Below are 20834 nucleotides of genomic sequence, written 5' to 3'. Positions count from 1 at the left end.
ACCGGCATTTGCCTAAAGCTTTTAGGCTACGCCTCGAAGGCCTGGTGTGTGAACCACGCGGCCAGATTCGCCAGCTCCGGCCCCAGCACACGATCGTTGTCGACCGGCGGCACGATGGTTCTGATCTCGTCGACGAAGGCCTGCAGCGCCGGCGGCGGCGTGCGTTCGGTAACGTACAGAGCTTGCGAGGCCATCATCGCCAGCATCGCCATCGCGGCATCGACGCAGCGTCCGGCGGTTGCCTCCTTGGTCCATGCGAAGAACGCCGTGGTGGCAACATCGTCCTGCCCGGCGCCGGCTGATTCCGTGCCTGGAATGAAAGTGCGCTGCGCCGCCAGCTTGGCTTGCTCGAGATAGCCGGTGATCGCCATCGGCACATAGCCGACATTGCCGTGGCCGTCGCTGTCGGCTGAGTGCCGTCCGGCCATCAAGAGGTCGGGCAGCAGCGACACCTTGCCGTTGAGGAGTTTTGAGGCGTGACGGTCGCAGAGCAGGCAGATATCGGCCCATATCGCTGCCAGATCGTCCAGTGCCGGCGTCGCCATGGCGTTGTGATAACCGCCGGTGCTGATGCAGCGGCCGAGCGGATGTGCGTCGTCGGGCGGGATATAGACCGGATTGTCCGATATCGAGGCCAACGATACGGCGGCCGCCCGTCGGCTGTCGACAATGCACGATGCGCCTGGCCGAGGGCGCGCGGCACGATACGGTAGCTGACCGGCGCCTGGTAGTTGCGTCGCCCATCGCCGGCGCCGACCAGAAATTCCCGCAACCCGCGCAGTGCCGCTGCCTCATACTCGTCACCCCAGAGCGTGTCGAGAGCCGCGTCATAGTGCTCGAGCGGCGCGCGAAAGGCTTCGATCGACAGCGCGAACACTTTTTGCGCCATACGGATGCGGCGGCGCGCAGCGAGCGCTGCGTCCGCCACCAGAGCGGCAGCGCAAGGCGAGCCGTTGATCAGCGAGCCCCGTTCCTTGACCTCCAGATCGAAACGCGTCGAAAGCTCGGCAAACAGCGGATAGAGCGCCAGGATCTCGCCGGCGCCGCCCTGGCCGGAGGCTGGCACCGTTGGCATCGGCCCACCATCGAGCATTGTGGCCACGGCAAGCGCGATGCGCGGCGTGGTGGCGGCATTGCCCTCGATGAAGTTCGTCAGGCGGGCAAGCACGATCGCCCGGACCACGCGGTCGGGCAAGGCATCGCCGAAAGAGGTGGCCGCAGCGAATGCCTTGATGCGCGCATGACGGGCCCGCTCGTCGAGTTCGAGCTTGCGGCTCGCCAGTTCCCCCATGGCGGTGGTGACGCCATAAATGACCGGTGGCGGGTCGGATTCAATTAGCTTGAGGAATGAAGCACGGCATTCGGCGATGCGCCGCAAGGCTGTTTCGCTGATCTCCACCGTGTCCTGCTTCCAGGCAACGCGGAAAACAGTGTCGAGGTTGATGTCCTCGCGCGTCGACAGGCTAACTGGCATGCTTCACACCACGGCAGGAAGGGACACTAACAACGAACACTAATAGAGCGGTTCCTCGAACAGCGTCTTGTCGCCGTCCACCAGCGCCTTGATCTGGGCGGTGCCGTCACCGGCGAGCGCGAGCCGGATGCCGAATGGCCGCACCCGCATGTCGTTCTGGATCGCCATCCCCTCGCCTTCCGGCAGGTAGAAGCGCTCGATGCCGTAGTCCGGCGCGATGGTCATCCCTTCGCCGCGAAGATCCCAGCCCTCGGCGACGTGGCCTGATATATCGGCTTCGTCGGCAGTGGCCGGTGTTGGCGCCTTGCCGAACCAGGCCGTCGTCGGCTGCCAATAGCCATCGGCACCCTTCTTCAGGCGGACGACAATCGGGGTGTCGTCGCTGGAAAATTTATCGGGCGGAATATCAGCGATCATTTTCACCGGTATGCGCGAAATCTCGTAGCCGAGGATGATGTAGTCGCCGCGCAGCAGATCGCGCGGATCGATGGGTTCGACCTTCAGCAGCACGTCCTTGCCGTTGCGCAATATCGCCGCCCGGCCGGCGATGATCCAGCTCAGGAACCCGATCTGGACGAGCGCCAGCACCAGCGCCGAAATGACAAGTCTTTTCCCGGTCATCATGCCGTGGCTCCCTCGGTAACTGGACCCCTCATGCGTTTTTCGACGCGGATGATGACCAGCGCAAGGATGCCGAGCAGCACCGCGGCGACCAAGAAGAAGCCGGCTGTATCGAGCATCGATTGCAAGGTCACCACATAGATGATGGCGAGTTCGAAGGCGAAGCCGGCATAGGCAAGCCAGCGCAACCCACGGCTCTCGCGTCCTGCCAGGACGACTGCCGCGACGATGCCGGCAAGCGCGACCACCGAAGCGATGGCGAAACCACTGTTATAGGTGCTCTCGTCAGCCAATTCGAACTGGATCATCGTCAAGCCGGTGAGGAAGCCGAAAAGCGCATGCAAGGGCAAGCGGCCGCCAAGCTGCACGATTCTGTCGACCGGGTCCGGTGTGACGACAGAGGCCGCGAACAGGAGCATCGAGACGATGACCAGCGGGATCGCCACCTGCAGCGTATCGTGGTTGGTGACCAGCAGCACCAGATAGAACAGCACCGACAGGATGATCAGGTGCCGTGCCGCCTGGCTGCGGGTCCAGAACGAAACGGCAAACAGCACGATCGCCATGACGACGAAGGCATGCGGAAATTCGCTGCGGCTGTAATAGTCGAAGCCTTTCAGGAACAGCCAGGCATCGGCAATGCCGACAGAAGCGACGGTCAGCGGGTTCGAACGCAGCGCGACTGCCGCCAATGCCGTGCCGGCGCCCCAGGTGACCAGAGCCGACGCCTCGTCGCCGGACAGATGATACATCTGGCCGATCAGCGCGATCGAGCCGCCGAAAGCGGCTGCCGCCACGATCCACAGCGCCTCGCCGATCGCCGCATGATCGCGTGTTTTCAACAGCGCGCCGCCGACATAGCCGCCAAGGATGACCGCAAAGAGTGCCAGAACGCGCGCCAGCCGCGGGATCGCGTCCCAGTTGGCGGCGACGAAAATCAGGATGGCGGCGCCGAACAGCAAGGCAGCCATCATAGCCAGGATCGAGCCGAAGCTGAGCGACTTGCGTTCGTTGGCCTTGACATCGCGCGCCAGCACGTCGGCCGTCGTGGCGTCGATCAGCCCGGCCTGCTGCCAGCGTGCGATATCCGCCCTGACCCGCGACGAATAACCCGCCATGCCGCTTCTCCCCGGTTTGGTCTTTTTTTCAGCCGACCCGGTCAAACCGTTGACGCAACGGCATTTTCCGATTCGGGTCTTTTTGTGTCAGGTCCATGAACGCGCGTTAATGCTGCATTGCACAATTTGCATTGCTGCCATGCAGCCATAGCGCTTTTAAATCGATATGGGTCCGCCTATTTATAGTTCGTACACAAACGGAATGATCCGCAAGAAAGACGAAACGAGAACTACCATGAACCTGATCCGCAACTACCGCAACTGGCGCCGCTATAGGGACACCGTGTCCGAGCTGAGCCGCCTGAGCAACCGTGAACTGACCGACCTCGGCATCAGCCGCAGCGACATTCCCTACGTCGCTCGCAAGGCGGTCTAATTCTTCGGACCGCGAATGGTCCGAACCAGTTTTGAAAAAGAGAACGACAATGAACCTGATCCGCAACTATCGTAACTGGCGCGTTTATCGCGAGACGGTTACCGAGCTGGGTCGCCTTTCGAACCGCCAGCTGCATGATCTCGGTATCGTCCGCGACGAAATCAAGATCGTCGCCCGCCGGGCGATCTAACCAGAATTTCGCCAGGGTCGACCTCCTCCCCGACCCTGACGGATCCGGTCAACCTTCACCTCCTCCCGAGGGTTGGCCACAAAAACGGCGCCCGCCGCACCTCCTCCCGCGGCGGGCGCTGTTTCCCCGGGGCAAATCAAATTTGCCCCAAAGGGTTTCGCCCCTTTCAAAAACAGCGAAAGAGATTTCGTCAAAGCCGACCTCCTCCCCGGCAATGACGAATACGGTCGGCCTTCACCTCCTCCCGAGGGTCGACCCCCAAAACGACACCCGCCGGACCTCCTCCCCCGGCGGGTGTTGTCGTTTCTGGGGTTGATTCTTCGAACCGCTGTTTGCCCTGACCACGCACGGCAATTGCAATCGCCGCATCAAGCGATTATTCCGGCGCTCATGAGCAAAAATCCCATCCACATCATCGGCGGCGGCCTCGCCGGCTCCGAAGCTGCCTGGCAGGCAGCGCAAGCCGGCGTTCCCGTCATCCTGCATGAAATGCGGCCCGTTCGCGGCACCGATGCCCACAAGACCGATAGCCTGGCCGAACTGGTTTGTTCCAACTCCTTCCGCTCCGACGACGCCGAAAACAACGCTGTCGGCCTGTTGCACGCCGAAATGCGGCTGGCCGGCTCATTGATCATGAGCGCCGGCGACGCCAACCAGGTGCCGGCCGGCGGTGCGCTTGCCGTCGACCGCGACGGATTCGCCGACGCCGTGACGAAAAAACTCGAAGCACACCCGCTGATCACCATCCAGCGCGAGGAAATACCGGGCCTGCCGCCGGCGGATTGGGATCAGGCGATCGTCGCCACCGGTCCGCTGACCGCGCCATCGCTTGCCCAGTCGATCGCGGAAGCGACCGGCGCCGATGCGCTCGCCTTCTTCGACGCTATCGCGCCGATCGTCCATTTCGACACGATCGACATGGATATCTGCTGGTTCCAGTCGCGCTACGACAAGGTCGGGCCGGGCGGCACCGGCAAGGACTACATCAATTGCCCGATGGACAAGGACCAGTACCTCGCCTTCGTGCAGGCGCTGGTCGACGGCCAGAAGACTGAATTCAAGCAATGGGAAGGCACACCCTATTTCGATGGCTGCCTGCCGGTCGAGATCATGGCCGAGCGCGGCGTCGAGACGCTTCGCTACGGACCCATGAAGCCGATGGGGCTGACCAATGCGCACAATCCGACCGTGAAAGCTTATGCCGTGGTGCAGCTGCGCCAGGACAATGCGCTGGGCACGCTCTACAACATGGTCGGTTTTCAGACCAAGCTGAAGCATGCCGAACAGGTGCGCGTCTTCCGCACCATTCCGGGTCTCGAAAACGCCGATTTCGCCCGCCTCGGCGGCCTGCACCGCAACACCTACATCAACTCGCCGACCTTGCTGGACGCCTCGCTGCAGCTGAAATCGCGCCCTGGCCTGCGTTTTGCCGGCCAGATCACCGGCTGCGAAGGCTATGTCGAAAGTGCTGCCATCGGCCTCCTCGCCGGCCGCTTCGCCGCCACTGAGCGGCTCGGCCAGGCACCATCCCTGCCGCCGCTCACCACGGCTTTCGGCGCCTTGCTCAACCACATCACCGGCGGCCACATCGTTTCAGACGACGAGCCGGGAAAGCGTTCCTTCCAGCCGATGAATGTCAATTTCGGCCTGTTCCCGTCCGTCGAAGCCCCTAAAGCCGAGGGCAAACGCATGCGCGGCAAGGACAAGACCGTCGCCAAGCGGCATGCCATCACGTCGCGCGCACGTGCCGATTGCCGGCAATGGTTGGGGTTGGCGTCGCAAACGGAAACGGCCGAAGCGGCGGAGTAAACTCCCCTATTCTGCTGGCTCCGCACCTGCCATCGGCAGCCCCGGCTTGCCGGCCTCGCTTGGATTTCGCCTGACATAGGCGGCCTTCAGCGTCTCCGAAGTTTCGCGCGAGCCGTCATGGCTCCAGCCTGGCGGCTTGATCAGATAGTTCAGGCGGTCGCTCAACGTCAGACCCGGCGCAAAGGCATCCCTGAACATGCCGATCCATTCATGGAACGCCACTTTCAGCGGATTGAAGGTGCCGAGATTCCTGACGATGCCATAGCGCGGCCGGTCCTTTTCCAATTCACCGACGAAGGTTCCGAACATGCGATCCCAGATGATCAGCGTGCCGGCGTAGTTGGCATCGAGATAGCGCGGATTGGTGGCATGGTGGACGCGGTGATGCGAGGGCGTGTTGAAGACGAACTCGAACCAGCCCCACATCTTGCCGATGGTCTCGGTGTGGATCCAGAACTGCCAGATCAGATTGAAGCCGAAGGTGAAGGCAATGACCGCCGGATGAAAGCCAAGCAGCACCAGCGGCGCCTGCAGCACGAACATGAAGGTGAACAGCCCGGTCCAGCTTTGCCGCAGCGCCGTCGACAGATTGTAGTGCTGGCTGGAATGGTGGTTGACGTGCTCGGCCCACACCCAGCGCACCCGGTGCGCGATACGATGATAGAAATAGTAGCGCAGATCATCGAGCAGGAAGGCGGCGAGGAACACCCAGACCGACAGGCCGAGATTGAAGACGCGGAATTGCCACAGCCACAGCAGCGCCCAGTAGGACACGACGCCAAGCAGCAGTCCGGCAACGACATTGCCGGTGCCCATCATCAGGCTCGTCAAGGTGTCGCGCGTCTCGAACGAACCCTTGGCGCGGCCGGTTCGCACCAGCCAGAGTTCAATCAGGATCGCGGCAACGAAGAACGGGATGGCAAGCTGCGTGACTTGCGGGAAATTGTAGTCGTCCATCACGCAGCCTCCCTGGCGGAACTTGGATGTTGCGGCTGAAGCGCTTTCAGCAAGCCTTGTGCATCTGCTGCGCTGGAAAAGCGAAAGCGGCCGCCCTTCCAGGTGAAATCAGCGAGCCGGAACGAGACCGTATTGACATCTCCGACGTTCAAAACCGCGACATCTTGAGGCGTGACGATGCGGGTCAAAAAGCAGTCGCCGACGCTATGAACGATCCCGATGCGCCCTAGCCCGATATCCAGAAACGCGGTCCTGGCATCCGCCGTCAGGCGCACCAGCGTCACCATCTCGTCGGGAAAATCCTCGGCGAAGCGGCTCATTGTTTGATCGGCGCCGGCTAGCGTCGCCGTCTTGCTGCCGCCGGTGAAATGCACCGCGGCAACCGACAGCGCAATGCCAAGGGCGACGATCGCGATCAGCAGCGGCAGGCTCATGAACGGGTATCTCCTCCGGCCGGCCTGTCGTCTTTGGCGACAGTTCTGGCTCGGGGACTCCTTAGCATGATTGACGTTTACGTCAAAGTGCCGGCCAGCCCTTGGTCGCGCGGCGCAAAAGCAGCCAATGCCGGCGCAAGGCGGACAGCCGCGCCACGCCGTCGAGCGGGGAGCCGCGTTCCATTTTCGTGAGATAGGCGCGCGACAGCGCCAGCGGCAGAAATGCCGGGCGCAGCGAGACCGGCGACGCCGCAGCACCTTGCTCGAAGGCGGAAAGATGGTCCCGCGCCAGCGCCATCATCGCCGCCACCGCGCGTTTGGCGCCAGGACCGCCGTCGCCAGTGAGAAACTCCTGCGGCGAAGAACCTGCCGCAGCAAGGATATCGGCCGGGACAAAACACTGTCCGCGTTTGCGGTGCAACGGCAGCAACAGCAACAGGCCCATCATCGCCTGCGCGCAGCCTGCCCTACCCGCCAATTCGGCAAAGCGTGGCGCCTCGCCGGGGTCGAGCACCATCGCCGCCAGCTGGATGAGCGCGGCGGCCGTCTCGCCGCAATAGCCTTCCAGATCGGTGCGCGATGGCATCGGGTCGTCGTAAAGATCGAAGATGCGCGCATCGAGCATGTTCTCGAAGGCCGGCTTCGGCAGATTGAATGTCGCTATGGTGGCATTCAAGGCTTCGGCTGTGGGATGGCCGGCGCCCGCTTCTCCGCCGTCGGCAATGACATCGCGCCACCATTGCAGCCGCACCTCGCCTGGCAGCGCCTCGTGGATGCGATCGCGAATGCCGGCGATTTCGGCATTGAAGGCATAGAGCGAAAACAGCGCGTCGCGCTTGTCTGCCGGCGCATAGAGCGCGGTGAGATAGCGGTCATGGTCGGCGGCGCGCACCGCGTCCATGACGATTTTGGCATTCTGGGACATCTCAGTCGACGGCTATGAGCGCGGCGGCTACGGCGCGCTCTTCCGCCAGAAGGACATTGTAGGTCCGTACCGCTGCACCGGTCGACATCGGGTCGGACGCAATGCCGGCCGCCTTCAGCGCGGCCCGCAGTGCGGCGGGCAACGGCCTGAGATCCCTGCCCATGCCGACCAGCAGGATCTCGACCTTGTCGGCCTCAGTCAGCAGCTTGTCGAAATCCGCCACCGTCAGCGCCAGAGGATCCGCCGGTTCCCAGCCATGGATGCCGGATGGCAGACAGAGCAGCGAGCCGCGATGCGACATGTCGGCAAAGCGGAACCCGCCATTGCCGTAGGCTTCGATCGGCGCGCGGCCGGGAAAATGCGCCTCGCGGATGACGATGCCTTTGCTGGTCACCGTTTTGTCACCCTTTCGGGGCGGCGCGTCAGGTCGCGACCGCCTTGCCGCCGCCAGCCGGCTTCTCCTCGTCCGCCGAAGCCTGCGGCCGCAGTTTGAACAGGATCAGCAGCGGTGCGGCGATGAAGATCGACGAGTAGGTGCCGAACACGACGCCGAACAGCATTGCCATGGTGAACGAGCGGATGACCTCGCCGCCGAACAGAACCAGCGCCAGCAGCGCCAGGATCGTCGTCACCGAGGTCAGCGTCGTTCTCGACAGCGTCTCGTTGATGGCGTTGTTCAAAAGCTGCGGCAGCGGCATTCGCTTGTATTTTCGCAGATCCTCTCGAACACGGTCATAGACCACGATCGTATCGTTCAGCGAATAGCCGATGATGGTCAGGATCGCCGCCAGCGATGACTGATTGAACTCCAGCCCGGTGATGACGAAGAAGCCGAGTGTCATGACCACATCGTGCACCGTCGCCACGATGGCGCCGACCGCAAACTGCCATTCGAAGCGGAACCAGACATAGACCAGAATGCCAAGCAGCGCGATTAGCATGGCGATCGTGCCCTGCTTGGCGAGCTCGCCCGAGACGGTCGGCCCCACCACTTCGACGCGGCGGAAATCATAATTGTCCTGCAGCTCGCCGCGCACCTTGTCGATGACGGTCTGCTCGGCATTCTCGCCGCCATCCTGCGAGCCGACACGGATCAGCACGTCGTTCGGATCGCCGAACTGCTGCACCTGGACTTCACCGATGTTGAGTTCGGTCAGCCGCCCACGGATATCGGCGATGTCGGCGTTGCCGCTCTTGGCCTTCACCTCGATCAGCGAGCCGCCCTTGAAGTCGATGCCGTAATTGATGTCGACGGTCATGAACAGCACGACCGAGAGGACCGAAAGGATGCTCGACAGCGCGAAGGTCCAGCGGCGGATGCCCATGAAGGGGATCTTCGTGCCGGGCGGAATGAAGGTTACCGGCGCCTTCGGCAACTCCTTCGGGCGGGCCCGGCGCAGCCAGATCGAGACCAGCAGACGGGTAAAGGTGAAAGCGGTGAAGACCGTGGTCAGGATGCCGATGGCGAAGGTGATGGCAAAGCCCTTCACCGGCCCGGTGCCGAGATAGAACAGCACCACGGTTGCGATCAGCGAGGTGACGTTGGAATCGACGATGGTCGCGAGCGCCTTGGTGAAACCGGTATCGATCGCCTGGATCACCGAGCGGCCGTTTCGTCGTTCCTCGCGGATACGTTCGTAGATCAGCACGTTGGAATCGACCGCCATGCCGATGGTCAGCACGATACCGGCGATACCAGGCAAGGTCAGCGTCGCGCCGAGCAGCGACAACAGTCCGACGATCATCGCCACGTGCACCGCCAGCGCGATGTTGGCGAGGAAGCCGAGGAAGCCGTAGGCCACGAACATGAAAACGACGACCAGGATCGAACCGATGATGCCGGCGACCTTGCCGGCATGGATGGAATCCTGGCCGAGACCCGGACCAACGGTACGCTCTTCGATCACCGTCAGCGTCGCGGGCAAGGCGCCGGCGCGCAGGAGCACGGCAAGGTCGTTGGCGCTCTGGGCGGTGAAGTTACCCGAGATCTGGCCGGTGCCGCCGAGGATCGGCTCACGAATCTGCGGCGCCGAGATCACTTGATTGTCGAGGATGATGGCGAACAGCTTGCCGACATTCTGCGAGGTCGCCTGGCCGAAACGCGCGGCACCCTTCGAATCGAAGCGGAACGAAACCACCGGCTCGTTGTTCTGCGAATTGTATGTCGCCTGCGCATCGACGAGGTTTTCACCCGAGACGATGACGCGGTTTTCGATCAGATAGGGAACCGGCGGATCATCCTGCGAATAGAGCACTGACGAACCGGCGGGCGGGCGGGCGTTGAGCGCGTCCTGCACCGGCATCGACTGGTCGACCATCTGGAAGGTCAGCTTGGCGGTCTGGCCAAGGATTTCCTTAAGCCGCTGCGGGTCCTGAAGACCCGGCACCTGAACAAGGATGCGGTCGTCGCCTTGCCGCTGCACGATGGGTTCGGTCGTGCCGAGTTCGTTGACGCGGCGCTCGACCACCTCGATCGACTGCGTCAACGCCGTCGATGTGCGATATTTGATGCCGGCGTCGGTGACGTTGAACTTGAGCAGGCCGGGCTCGGAATCGTCCAGCGTCATTTCCTGGATGGAGCCGCCGGTGAACAGGCCGGCAGCGACCGGATCGGTCAGCGTCTTCAGTGCTGTCTTGGCGGCATCGAGCTGGGCGGGATCGGTGATGCGAACCTGCAAGGTCCGCCCAGTGCCGGCAAGGCCGGTATAGCCGATCTTGGCGTCACGTAGCAGTGTGCGGATTTCGTCGCGCGTCGTCTCCAGCCGGTCCTTGATCAGATCGTTCTGATTCATCTCCAGCAGAATGTGCGAACCGCCCTGCAGATCGAGGCCGAGCGTCATCTGCCGCTTCGGCACCCAGTCGGGAAGCTTGGCCAAGGTACTTGCGGGGATGAGATTGGGCGCGGCGAGGATCACTGTGATGGCCACGGCCACCCAGATCAGGATCATCTTGAAGCGCGAAAAATACAGCATATGGCGTCGTCCGTCAGAGCGTGTCCGCGGATCGCTCCGCCTAAAATTGGATTATTTCTTGGCGTTCTGGTTGGCCACCGGCTCGCCCTTGACGCGCACATCGGCGATCGTCGAGCGCAGCGCCGTTACCTTGGTGCCGCCGCCGAGGTCGATCTCGAGCTCATTGTCGTCGATCACCTTGGTCACCTTGCCGACGAAGCCGCCGCCAGTGACGACCGTATCGCCGCGACGGACCGCGGCCAGCATCTCGCCGCGCTTCTTCAGCTGCGTGCGCTGCGGCCGGATGATCAGAAAATACATGATCACGAAAATCAGGACAAACGGCAAAATGCTGATGAACATGTCGGGAGAAGCGCCAACGCCTTGGGCGTATGCCGGTGTCACGAACATCGAGGTACTCCTGAATTTTGAAAACAGCCGCCAAACCGTAATTTGGCGGCCCCTTGAAATTTGGCCGGAATATAGTCGGTAAAGTTGTCAATGCAACTGCGCGGCCGGCCAAATCGGCTGCTTTTCCGGCCTGTTGAGCCGTGTTAGAGCATGATCGCAAAAAGCGCGAGCCGGTTTTGCGAAAAGATCACGCTCGAACAAAAGGTTGCAACCGGTTTTGTATCAGGCGCAATCGGGCAGGTTCACGCTCCCGCACGTCAAAAACGAGAAAACAAAAGACAGACATGACCGACAGCAGCATTGAAGCCCTGAACCAGAAACTCGACCGGCTGATCGAGGCGGTGAGCCGCCTCGCCCCGCCGCCAGTGCCCCAAACCGACCTCGGCGAGGCCGATTGCTTCGTCTGGCAGGCCGATCCGGGCTATCTGGAGCCGGTACGCAGGGTTAACCGCGTCGACATCGGCCTGATCCGTGGCGTCGACCGTGTCCGCGACATCCTTGTCGACAACACCGAACGCTTCGCCGCCGGGTATCCAGCCAACAATGTGTTGTTGTGGGGCGCGCGCGGCATGGGCAAATCGTCGCTGGTCAAGGCCGTGCATGCGCAGATCAACGCCAAGGCCAAGTCCGACCTACCGTTGAAGCTGATCGAAATCCACCGCGAGGACATCGACACGCTGCCAAAGCTGATGGGATTGCTCAAGGCAGCCCCCTTCCGCTTCATCCTGTTTTGCGACGACCTCTCCTTCGACCATGACGACACCTCCTACAAATCGCTCAAGGCAGCGCTCGAAGGCGGCGTCGAGGGCCGCCCGGCCAATGTCATCTTCTACGCCACCTCGAACCGCCGCCACCTGTTGCCGCGCGACATGATCGACAATGAGCGCTCGACCGCGATCAACCCGTCCGAGGCGGTCGAGGAAAAGGTGTCGCTGTCCGACCGCTTCGGCCTGTGGCTCGGCTTCCACAAATGTTCGCAGGACGAGTATCTCGACATGATCGACGGCTATATCAGCCATCATGGCCTGACTATCGATCCCGAGCAGCTGCGCACTGAGGCGCTGGAATGGGCAACGACACGCGGCAGTCGTTCAGGCCGCGTCGCCTGGCAGTTCACGCAGGACCTGGCCGGCCGGCTCGGCAAGCCGCTGAAGGATTGATCCGCCCGCAACCAACTGAAAAAGCCCGCTCCTTGCGGAACGGGCTGAGCCGGCGGGCCGGACTGGAGGTCAGACGGCCCGCAAATTGCTTTTTTTCTTCTATTCGAGATAGCCCCGACTATTCGAGATAGCCGGAGGGATCGACCGGGGCGGAGTTCTTGCGCACTTCGAAGTGCAGCTTCGGCGAGTCCGTCGTGCCGCTCATGCCCGACAACGCGATTTCCTGGCCGCGCTTGACCTTCTGGCCGCGCTGCACCTCGATCGAGCTGGCGTGGCCGTAGACGGTGACCAGGCCATTCTCGTGGCGCACCAGCACCGTGTTGCCGAATTCCTTGAGGCCATCGCCGGCATAGATGACGACGCCGTTCTCGGCCGCCTTGACCGGCGTTCCTGCCGGCACGGCGATGTCGACGCCGTCCTTGCCGGACCCGAAACCGGAGATTACGCGGCCACGCACCGGCCAGCGCATCTTGCCGATGCCGGTGGCGTCAGGTGCGACGGCGTCGTCGTCCTCGGCCTGCTGGATGACCTTCGAATCTTTCTTCGGCGGCGTGTACGACGCCAGCGTTTCCGACGGCGTGGCCTTTGCGGCGGGCTGGGTGGTGGCCGTGGTCACCGGATCGATCTTGGCCGGCTTGGCGCTGGCGACCGTTGCGGCCCCGCCAGTCGGCACTTTCAGGGTCTGGCCGATCTTGAGCAGGCCATCCTTCATCCCGTTGGCCTGCTTTAGAGCAACGACGCCAACGCCGGTCTTCCTCGCAATCGAAGACATCGTGTCGCCCGACTGGACCGTGTAGGTGCCGGCAGCGCCAGTCGCCTTGGCGGCGGCCATCTGCGGCTTGGGCTCCTTGGGCTGGTTTGCGGCAGCCGACGTGTCGACCTGAGCGGCGGACTTGCCCTCCTTCAGCTTCGGCTGCTGTGGCAGCACCGCGACCTTGTCGGGCGCCGTGGCCGGCAGGTCATGCTTGCCGTCTTTCGCCGGCTTGGCGTCGGCGACTTTCGGCTCGCCTTTGCTGGAGTAGGCATAGGCCGGGATGACCAGCTTCTGGCCGGTCTTCAGACCCTTGGTGGCGCTCAGCCCGTTGACCTTCATGATCACGTCGGCCGGCACCTTGTAGTGCTGGGCTATGCCTGAAATCGTTTCACCGTCCCTGACGACGATCTCGGTCGCATGCGGCGTGCCGGCCGCTGCCACGCGCGGGGCATCGGGCTGCGCAACCTTGAACGGCGATGCGGCCGGAGCAACGGTACCGGTCGTGGTCCTGTCAACATGCGGCGCCGGAGCCAATGCGGTGCGCGTCGGCTTTGCGGCGGGCGCCAGTGCGGGAGCCGGCTGCGCCTGGGCAACGGGTGGCGGCAGCGGCCGCGTCGAGACCGGCTCGAGGCTGGAGCGGCTGACCGACTGTGTGTGGCTGCCATCGATGGGAGCGGCCGCGACATCGCCCGGATAGGGCTGCTGTACGGCATCCTGCTTGTTGATGATGGTGCGCTGATTGTTGGTCGAGGATGTAAAGACGTCGTCGACGCCATTGAACCGCGAAACCTGGGAACTGCACCCCGCCGCAGCACCGGCGACCATGAGGACAGCGCAACCCCGCAGCAGATTGCGTCCGTTTGTCTTCAAAACACTGAGTTGCATCGCACTAACCCGCACATACCCGGTACAAACTAGGCATGATTAAAGCGCGTTAATGTTACTCGACGGTTAACCTCATGGAATCCGATGCAATTTTTCTTAAAATATTAGAGTGTGCGCCGAGGAGAGATTTTAGGTCAGGCCGAGCCGGAGCCAAGACGGGCGCGACCTACCGTTTGCGGGCCGGCATTACCTGACCCTCAACGCCCCTAAATGACGGCGGCCACGCTGCCCAGGATCGGCTGCAGGCGGACAAGGCCGATGTCTTCACGCTCGAACCGGCTGCCGACCTTGGTCAGCTTGGCCAGCACCTGTTCGCCCTCCTCGGGTCCGATCGGGGCGATGACCATGCCGCCGCTCGACAATTGGTCGAGCAGGAAGCGCGGCAGGCTGTCGAAGGCGGCCCAGGCAACGATGCGATCGAACGGCCCTTCATTCGGCAGCCCGCCGGAACCATCGGCGTGACGCACGATGACATTGCCGATGCCGAGCGCCTCGAAGCGCTGCCTCGCCTGCTCGACGAGCGTCTTGTAGCGATCCGTGGTGACGACCCGCGCGGCCAGCCGCGACATCACCGCCGAGGTATAGCCGGAGCCGGTGCCGATCTCGAGCACGCGGTTGCCCTGCTCGATGGCGAGTGCGGCGATCACCGCCGCCTGCATGTCGGCGCCTTCGATCGCTTCGCCGCATTCGATCGGCAGCATGCGGTCCGACCAGGCAATGGAATGGAACTGGGCGGCCAGGAAACCGCGCCGCGGCGTCGCCTCGAAGGCCGCGATCAATGCCTTCGGCACCGTCCCCCGGCCGCGCAGGCGTAGCAGAAAGGCGGCAAAGCCTTCGCGGTCATCGATCCCCTGGTTCATGCAAGCGCCTTGCTCAATTGGTCACGGATTTCATGCGCGGTGAGGTCGAGCTGCAGTGGCGTCACCGACACCAGCCTGTTGCGCAGGGCGTAGAGGTCGGTACCTTGCTTGCCTTCGACCGGCTCGCGGCCAAAACGCAGCCAGTAATAAGGCAGGCCGCGGCCGTCGCGGCGCTCGTCGACCCACAGGCTGTGCACCAGCTTGCCTTGCGAGGTGACCACTGTGCCGGCGACCTCTTCGGGAAGGCAGTTCGGAAAATTGACGTTGAGCAGCACACCGTCCGGCAGCGGCGTCGCCACCAGCTTCTTCAACAGCGCCGGCGCCAGCGCCTCGGTCGTCTCGTAAGGGACGACGCGATCCTCGCCGACATAGCTGTAGCCCTGGCTGAGCGCGATCGAGCGGATGCCGAGCAGCGCGCCTTCCATGGCGCCGGCGACGGTGCCGGAATAGGTGACGTCGTCGGCGATGTTGGCGCCGGAATTGATGCCGGACAGGATCAGGTCGGGTGCGCCGGGCAGGATCTTCTTGACACCCATGATGACGCAATCGGTCGGCGTGCCGCGCACGGCAAAGTGCTTCTCGCCGATCTTGCGCAGCCGCAGCGGCTCCGAGATCGACAGCGAATGCGCATAGCCGGACTGGTCCTGCTCCGGCGCCACCACCCAGACATCGTCGGACAATGTGCGCGCGACGCGTTCGAGCGACGCCAGGCCCTCGGCATGAATGCCGTCGTCATTGGTCAAAAGGATGCGCATTATTTCGCTTCGATCTTTTCCAGACCGCCCATGTAAGGCCGCAGCACTTCAGGAATGGTTACGCTGCCATCCTCATTCTGGTAATTTTCGATGACGGCGATGAGCGCGCGGCCGACGGCAGTGCCCGAACCATTGAGCGTGTGGACGAAGCGGTTGCCCTTGCCGTCTCTGTCCTTGTAGCGGGCGTCCATGCGGCGCGCCTGGAAATCGCCGCACACCGAACAGGACGAGATTTCGCGATAGGCGTTCTGGCCGGGCAGCCAGACCTCGATGTCATAGGTCTTGCGCGCGCCAAAGCCCATGTCGCCGGTGCACAGCGTCATGGTGCGGAACGGCAGGCCGAGGCGCTTGAGCACTTCCTCGGCGCATTGCGTCATCCGCTCGTGCTCGGCGAGTGACGATTCCTGATCGGTGATCGACACCAGCTCGACCTTGTAGAACTGGTGCTGGCGCAGCATGCCGCGCGTGTCGCGCCCGGCCGAGCCCGCTTCGGAACGGAAGCACGGCGTCAGCGCCGTATAGCGTAGCGGCAGTTTTTCATGCGCGGTGATTTCTTCGCGCACAAGGTTGGTGAGCGGGACCTCGGCGGTCGGGATGAGCCAATGCCGATCCGCTGTCGGCGCTAGTTCACGATGCTTAATCAGCATCTTGACGTAAGCCCGCAGACGAGTGCCTTTTTCAGGGCGCTCTTGGTTGTATTCCTGCATAGCGAACTCTTCGATCAGATCTTCCCGTTCGCCGTCGGAGAGCCGCCTTGTTGCCGAAAACAAGTCTTCCGCAAACTTTGGCAGTTGCCCTGTTCCGAACATCGCCTCGTCGCGCACCATCAGCGGCGGCTGGATCTCCTCATAGCCATGCTCGGTCGTATGCAGATCGAGCATGAACTGACCAAGCGCACGTTCCATCCGCGCCAAGCCGCTTTTCAGCACGGTGAAGCGCGAGCCTGACAGTTTCGCGGCGCGCTCGAAATCCATCATGCCGAGCGCTTCGCCGATCTCGAAATGCTCCTTCACCCAGTTCGGCCGCGTCGGCACCTTGCCGACGATGTGCTTGACGACATTGTCATGCTCATCCTTGCCGACAGGCACGTCGTCGAACGGCACGTTGGGCAGCACCGCCAGCGCATCGTTCAGCGCCTTGTCGAGCTCGCGCTCGCGCGCCTCGCCATTCTGGATAAAGGTTTTTATCTCGCCGACCTCGGCTTTCAGCTTCTCGGCAAGTGCCGCGTCGCCCGAACGCATGGCGTTGCCGATCTCCTTCGAGGCGGCATTGCGGCGCTCCTGTCTGGTCTGCAGCTCGGTGACGTGTTCGCGCCGCGCCTCGTCCGAGGCGATCAGCCCGTCAACCGTGGACTGCGCCTCACCCGCCGACCACGAGCGCTTCACCAGCGCCTCGACAAGGGCCTTCGGGTTGTCGCGAATCCATTTGATGTCAAGCATGGTCTATCCGTCCTCTAGCTAGGCCAAAGGGGCGTAAACCGCATCTGAGATCGATGCAAGATAGGCTGGGCGGCGACCGTCTTTTTCCGCCGCCGCCGCCGCTCTGTTGGCTACGAGGCTGCCGGCGCCGGAGGCTCGTCCGGGGCTTTGTCCGCCACGGTTTCCGCCGCGTCCTGCTTCTCACGCGCCACGCGCTGCTTTTCCTGATCGCGCTCGATCAGCCGGGCGGCCCAGATGGAGACTTCGTAAAGAAGGATCGTCGGGATGGCCAGGCCGATCTGGCTCATCGGATCTGGTGGTGTCAGCACCGCAGCGACGACGAAGGCAATGACGATTGCCCATTTGCGCTTCTCGGCCAGTGCCTTGGACGACAGCATGCCGACCCGCGTCATCAGGCTGGTCACCACCGGCAGCTGGAACACCAGGCCGAAGGAAAAGATCAGCGTCATGATCAGGCTGAGATATTCCGACACTTTCGGCAGCAGCGAAATCTGCACCTGTTCGTCGGTGCCGGCCTGCTGCATGGCGAGGAAGAACCACATCACCATCGGCGTGAAGAAGAAATAGACCAGCGACGCGCCCATCAGGAACAGGATCGGCGACGCGATCAGGAACGGCAGGAAGGCATTGCGCTCGTTCTTGTAGAGGCCTGGCGCGATGAACTTGTAGATTTGCGTGGCGATCAGCGGAAACGCGATCACCATGCCGCCGAACATGGCGAGCTTGACCTGCGTGAAGAAGAATTCCTGCGGCGCGGTGTAGATCAGCTCGACCTTGTGCGGATCGAGCCCTGCCCATTGCGTCGCCCATTTGAACGGGACGACCAGAAGGTTGAACAGCTTCTTGGCGAAGAAGAAACAGACCAGGAAGGCAACGAAGAAGCCTCCGAGCGACCAGATCAGCCGCCGGCGCAACTCGATCAGATGCTCCATCAGCGGCGCCGACGATTTCTCGATCTCGTCCTTTTCCTTGTCCGAAACGCTCACTTGGCGGCTCCCGCCGTCTTCTTGGCTGTCGGTTTCTTCGCCGGAGCAGGCTTCGGATCGGCTTTCGCCACGGTCTTGGTCGCGAGGGCCTTGGCCGCAACGGGCTTCGCGGCTTTGGGCGTTTCAGCCTTTGCCGCCGTCGCGGTCTTCGCCGGCGCCTTTGCACCATTCGCCGAAGCCTTGGCCGGCGCTTTTATCACCGGCATTGCCTTTGCCGGCGCAGGCTTGGCTACTTTCTTTGTCGCGGACGCCTTCGGCGCCGGTTCTGTCGGCACTGATGCCGTCACCACCGATTCATCGGTCATTGCCGGGAAAATCGGCGCTGCCGGCATGGTTTCCGGCCCGTTGACGCCAGGCATGGTCGTTGCGCCATTCTTCAACGGCTCCGCCGCCAGCGGTGTCGAAGCGGCAGGCGTTGCCGGGTCCGCCGCCGGCTTCGGCTTCATCGCCGCGTCGACGCCGGAGCGAACGTCGGCCGCGGCCTGTTCGAACGGATTGAGCTGCTTCCTGATTTCGGCCATCGGGCTGAGGCCTCTAAGCTCGTCGACCGACTTCTTGACGTCGTCGAGCTCGGCTTCCTTCAGCGCTTCGTTGAACTGCTTTTGGAAATCGGACGCCATGGCGCGCAGCTTCGCCGTCGTGCGGCCGAAGGTACGCAGCATATTGGGCAAATCCTTGGGCCCGACGACCACGATCATGACGATCGCGATGACCAGCATTTCGGTCCAGCCGACTTCAAACATGGCACTCTGTTCCGACTAGAGCCCTGTGGCTCAGCTCTTGCTGGCTTTTTCCTTCGCGGCCGTAACGGTCTCGTCGGCGCGATGTTCGACGGTGCGCTTGTCTTCGGCAACGTCGTCGTCGGCCATGCCCTTCTTGAAGCTCTTGATGCCCTTGGCCATATCGCCCATCAGCTCGGGAATCTTGCCGCGGCCGAACACCAGCAGCACGATCACCAGCACGATCATCCAATGCCAAATCGAAAATGAACCCATAGCAAATCTCTCTCGAACGTTTTCCCTGGCGATGATCTATGCGTTTTCGCGTTGGGATTCAAACACAACTGCGACAGAGTTTATGAAAGGGTGGCGGATGTCACGCATTTTCAACGTGATGGCCCGCTACGAATCCGCGCATCCTCGACAGATCGGCGGCTAATGCCAGTCAATCTTCCGTGACGCGCGGCGTCAGCAGGCCGAGTTCCTCAAGGTCGATGTCGGTCAGCGCTTCCTCGTCGTCGGTCAATGCATCGGGATCGGCCGGCGGCTGTGGAATGGAGAAATTCGACGGCATGCGGCCCGAAAGCAGGCCGGCGCCCTTCAGTTCCTCCATGCCCGGAAGATCGCGGATCTCCTCCAGCGCGAAATGGTCGAGGAAGGTGTCGGTGGTGCCGTAGGTGACAGGGCGTCCCGGCGTTTTGCGCCGGCCGCGCATGCGCACCCATTCCGTTTCCAACAGCGTGTCGAGCGTGCCTTTCGAGGTTTCGACGCCTCGGATGTCCTCGATCTCGGCGCGCGTCACCGGCTGGTGATAGGCAATGATTGCCAGCACTTCGAGAGCCGCGCGGGAGAGCTTCCTTTGTTGGACAGTATCCCGGCTCATCAGGAAAGCGAGATCGCCGGCCGTGCGGAACGCCCAGGCGTCGCCGATACGCACCAGATTGACGCCGCGCCGGGCATAGATCTGCTGCAGCTCGGCCATGGCCAGGGCGATGTTGATGCCGTCCGGCAGGCGTGCCGCAAGCTGCTTTTCGCTGACAGGCTCGGCACTGGCGAACACGATCGCCTCGGCCATGCGGACGGCTTCGGCCAGATGCAGCCGCTCGGCCGGATTCTGTACCTGTTGCTCGGCCGGGTTCTGCGAAAGCGACTCCTCTTCCGCTTCATCGCCGACCTTGAACGGGATAACCGAAGCGTTGGCGCGTTCGCTCATGATGCCACCTCGACTGCCTTGATTGCCTGCGCGCGGCCGCGCAGATAGATCGGCGCGAAGACTTCGTCCTGCCGCATGTCCATCGTGCCTTCGCGCACCAGTTCCAGCGTGGCCGCGAAAGAGCTGGCGATCGCCGTGCGCCGCTCCTCGGGGCCGGTCATGTACACGATCAGAAAGCTTTCCAGCGTCGCCCAGTCGTGCAGAGCCCCAACCAGGCGGGTCAGGATATCGCGCGCGTCCTTGAGCGACCAGACGCCGCGCCTGGCGATCGTCACATTGTTGATCGCCTGCTTCTGCCGTTGCTGGGCATAGGCAGTGAGCAGATCGTAAAGCGAGGCCGAATAGGCGTTGCGCTTTTCGATGATGACCATTTCCGGCATGCCGCGCGCGAACACGTCACGGCCGAGCCGGTTGCGATTGACCAGGCGCGCCGAGGCGTCGCGCATGGCTTCCAGCCGCTTCAGCCGGAACTGTAGCACCGCCGCCAGTTCCTCGCCGCTTTCGCCCTCGTCGCCCGGCTGCTTGGGGATCAGGAGCTTCGACTTGAGGAAGGCCAGCCACGCCGCCATCACCAGATAGTCGGCGGCAAGCTCAAGCCTGAGCGTCCTCGCCGTCTCGACAAAGGTCAGGTATTGCTCGACCAGCGCCAGGATCGAAATCCGCGCCAGATCGACTTTCTGGGTGCGGGCCAGATGCAGTAGAAGATCGAGCGGACCTTCGAAACCGGCCACGTCGACGACCAGCGACGGGTCGCCGGTGACACGTGAATCATCATTCTCGGCCCACAGACGGTCCAT

General features: G+C 62.7%; 20 protein-coding genes and 3 pseudogenes. 4 read left to right on the top strand and 19 right to left on the bottom strand.

Annotation, left to right across the window (positions count from 1 at the left end; genetic code table 11):
* Positions 1-26: 26 nt before the first annotated feature.
* The 3 genes and pseudogenes from NKI38_RS04815 to NKI38_RS04805 form a co-directional block, all read right to left on the bottom strand.
* Positions 27-1474, bottom strand: a pseudogene (locus NKI38_RS04815) (aromatic amino acid lyase).
* Between the two features lie 39 nt (positions 1475-1513).
* Positions 1514-2098 (bottom strand): GDYXXLXY domain-containing protein, encoded by a 585-nt coding sequence (locus NKI38_RS04810; RefSeq protein ID WP_352655226.1) that lies wholly within the window; start codon positions 2096-2098, stop codon positions 1514-1516.
* Positions 2095-3213, bottom strand: coding sequence for a DUF2157 domain-containing protein (locus NKI38_RS04805; protein ID WP_352655224.1), 1119 nt, complete (start codon positions 3211-3213; stop codon positions 2095-2097). The genes NKI38_RS04810 and NKI38_RS04805 overlap by 4 nt, the downstream gene beginning before the upstream one ends.
* A gap of 235 nt (positions 3214-3448) precedes the next feature.
* On the opposite strand from NKI38_RS04805, the gene NKI38_RS04800 reads away from it, so the two are divergent.
* The 3 genes from NKI38_RS04800 (at position 3449) to trmFO (ending at position 5588) form a co-directional block, all read left to right on the top strand.
* On the top strand, positions 3449-3589 hold the full coding sequence (locus NKI38_RS04800; RefSeq protein ID WP_013531315.1) for a DUF1127 domain-containing protein: 141 nt from the start codon (positions 3449-3451) through the stop codon (positions 3587-3589).
* Between the two features lie 49 nt (positions 3590-3638).
* Positions 3639-3779 carry a DUF1127 domain-containing protein gene (locus NKI38_RS04795; protein ID WP_013895120.1) on the top strand — a complete coding sequence of 47 codons (141 nt, stop codon included), beginning with the start codon at positions 3639-3641 and terminating at the stop codon, positions 3777-3779.
* Between the two features lie 390 nt (positions 3780-4169).
* Positions 4170-5588, top strand: a complete 1419-nt coding sequence (trmFO, locus tag NKI38_RS04790; protein WP_352655223.1) for a methylenetetrahydrofolate--tRNA-(uracil(54)-C(5))-methyltransferase (FADH(2)-oxidizing) TrmFO — start codon at positions 4170-4172, stop codon at positions 5586-5588.
* 6 nt (positions 5589-5594) lie between these two features.
* On the opposite strand, the gene NKI38_RS04785 is transcribed toward trmFO, so the two are convergent.
* The 6 genes from NKI38_RS04785 to yajC form a co-directional block, all read right to left on the bottom strand.
* Complete coding sequence (locus NKI38_RS04785) at positions 5595-6545, bottom strand: sterol desaturase family protein (protein ID WP_352655221.1); 951 nt, start codon at positions 6543-6545, stop codon at positions 5595-5597.
* The gene (locus NKI38_RS04780; protein WP_352655219.1) at positions 6545-6979 is read right to left on the bottom strand and encodes a hypothetical protein; all 435 of its coding nucleotides are present in this window, start codon (positions 6977-6979) and stop codon (positions 6545-6547) included. The genes NKI38_RS04785 and NKI38_RS04780 overlap by 1 nt, the downstream gene beginning before the upstream one ends.
* Positions 6980-7061: 82 nt before the next feature.
* Positions 7062-7904: a phytoene/squalene synthase family protein gene (locus NKI38_RS04775; RefSeq protein WP_352655218.1), complete on the bottom strand. Its 843-nt coding sequence runs from the start codon at positions 7902-7904 to the stop codon at positions 7062-7064.
* 1 nt (position 7905) lies between these two features.
* A complete protein-coding gene (locus tag NKI38_RS04770; protein WP_352655216.1) occupies positions 7906-8298 on the bottom strand; it encodes an Mth938-like domain-containing protein in 393 nt (130 codons plus the stop codon).
* Between the two features lie 28 nt (positions 8299-8326).
* On the bottom strand, positions 8327-10876 hold the full coding sequence (secDF, locus tag NKI38_RS04765; RefSeq protein WP_352655214.1) for a protein translocase subunit SecDF: 2550 nt from the start codon (positions 10874-10876) through the stop codon (positions 8327-8329).
* A gap of 51 nt (positions 10877-10927) precedes the next feature.
* Positions 10928-11266: a preprotein translocase subunit YajC gene (gene yajC, locus NKI38_RS04760; protein WP_008876289.1), complete on the bottom strand. Its 339-nt coding sequence runs from the start codon at positions 11264-11266 to the stop codon at positions 10928-10930.
* A 284-nt stretch (positions 11267-11550) separates the two neighbouring features.
* Here yajC and NKI38_RS04755 point away from each other — a divergent pair, with 284 nt between their 5' ends.
* A complete protein-coding gene (locus NKI38_RS04755) occupies positions 11551-12426 on the top strand; it encodes an ATP-binding protein (RefSeq protein WP_352655211.1) in 876 nt (291 codons plus the stop codon).
* A gap of 118 nt (positions 12427-12544) precedes the next feature.
* Here the strand turns inward: NKI38_RS04755 and NKI38_RS04750 are convergent, their stop codons facing one another.
* The 10 genes and pseudogenes from NKI38_RS04750 to NKI38_RS04710 all read right to left on the bottom strand — a co-directional run bounded on the left by NKI38_RS04750 (position 12545) and on the right by NKI38_RS04710 (position 20834).
* A complete protein-coding gene (locus tag NKI38_RS04750) occupies positions 12545-14065 on the bottom strand; it encodes a peptidoglycan DD-metalloendopeptidase family protein (protein ID WP_352655209.1) in 1521 nt (506 codons plus the stop codon).
* Between the two features lie 206 nt (positions 14066-14271).
* Positions 14272-14925 carry a protein-L-isoaspartate(D-aspartate) O-methyltransferase gene (locus tag NKI38_RS04745; protein ID WP_352655207.1) on the bottom strand — a complete coding sequence of 218 codons (654 nt, stop codon included), beginning with the start codon at positions 14923-14925 and terminating at the stop codon, positions 14272-14274.
* Positions 14922-15680: a 5'/3'-nucleotidase SurE gene (surE, locus tag NKI38_RS04740; RefSeq protein ID WP_352655206.1), complete on the bottom strand. Its 759-nt coding sequence runs from the start codon at positions 15678-15680 to the stop codon at positions 14922-14924. The genes NKI38_RS04745 and surE overlap by 4 nt, the downstream gene beginning before the upstream one ends.
* Positions 15680-16297, bottom strand: a pseudogene (serS, locus tag NKI38_RS33520) (serine--tRNA ligase); the annotation flags it as partial. The gene surE and the pseudogene serS, both read right to left, overlap by 1 nt.
* A gap of 144 nt (positions 16298-16441) precedes the next feature.
* Positions 16442-17119: pseudogene (locus NKI38_RS33515) on the bottom strand (serine--tRNA ligase); the annotation flags it as partial.
* Positions 17120-17229: 110 nt separating this feature from the next.
* A complete protein-coding gene (gene tatC, locus NKI38_RS04730; RefSeq protein WP_352655203.1) occupies positions 17230-18105 on the bottom strand; it encodes a twin-arginine translocase subunit TatC in 876 nt (291 codons plus the stop codon).
* Entirely contained in the window at positions 18102-18848 is a 747-nt protein-coding gene (tatB, locus tag NKI38_RS04725) for a Sec-independent protein translocase protein TatB (protein WP_352655201.1), read from the bottom strand. The genes tatC and tatB overlap by 4 nt, the downstream gene beginning before the upstream one ends.
* A 30-nt stretch (positions 18849-18878) precedes the next feature.
* Complete coding sequence (locus tag NKI38_RS04720; RefSeq protein ID WP_352628015.1) at positions 18879-19100, bottom strand: twin-arginine translocase TatA/TatE family subunit; 222 nt, start codon at positions 19098-19100, stop codon at positions 18879-18881.
* 169 nt (positions 19101-19269) lie between these two features.
* Positions 19270-20037: an SMC-Scp complex subunit ScpB gene (gene scpB, locus NKI38_RS04715; RefSeq protein WP_352628014.1), complete on the bottom strand. Its 768-nt coding sequence runs from the start codon at positions 20035-20037 to the stop codon at positions 19270-19272.
* A complete protein-coding gene (locus NKI38_RS04710; RefSeq protein ID WP_352655286.1) occupies positions 20034-20834 on the bottom strand; it encodes a segregation and condensation protein A in 801 nt (266 codons plus the stop codon). Before NKI38_RS04710 ends, scpB begins: the two co-directional genes overlap by 4 nt.

The sequence above is a fragment of the Mesorhizobium sp. M0621 genome, from assembly GCF_040320745.1.
Taxonomy (GTDB): Bacteria; Pseudomonadota; Alphaproteobacteria; order Rhizobiales; family Rhizobiaceae; genus Mesorhizobium.
Note: the sequence above shows the minus strand (reverse complement) of the source record. Positions and strands in the feature narration are given on the sequence as shown.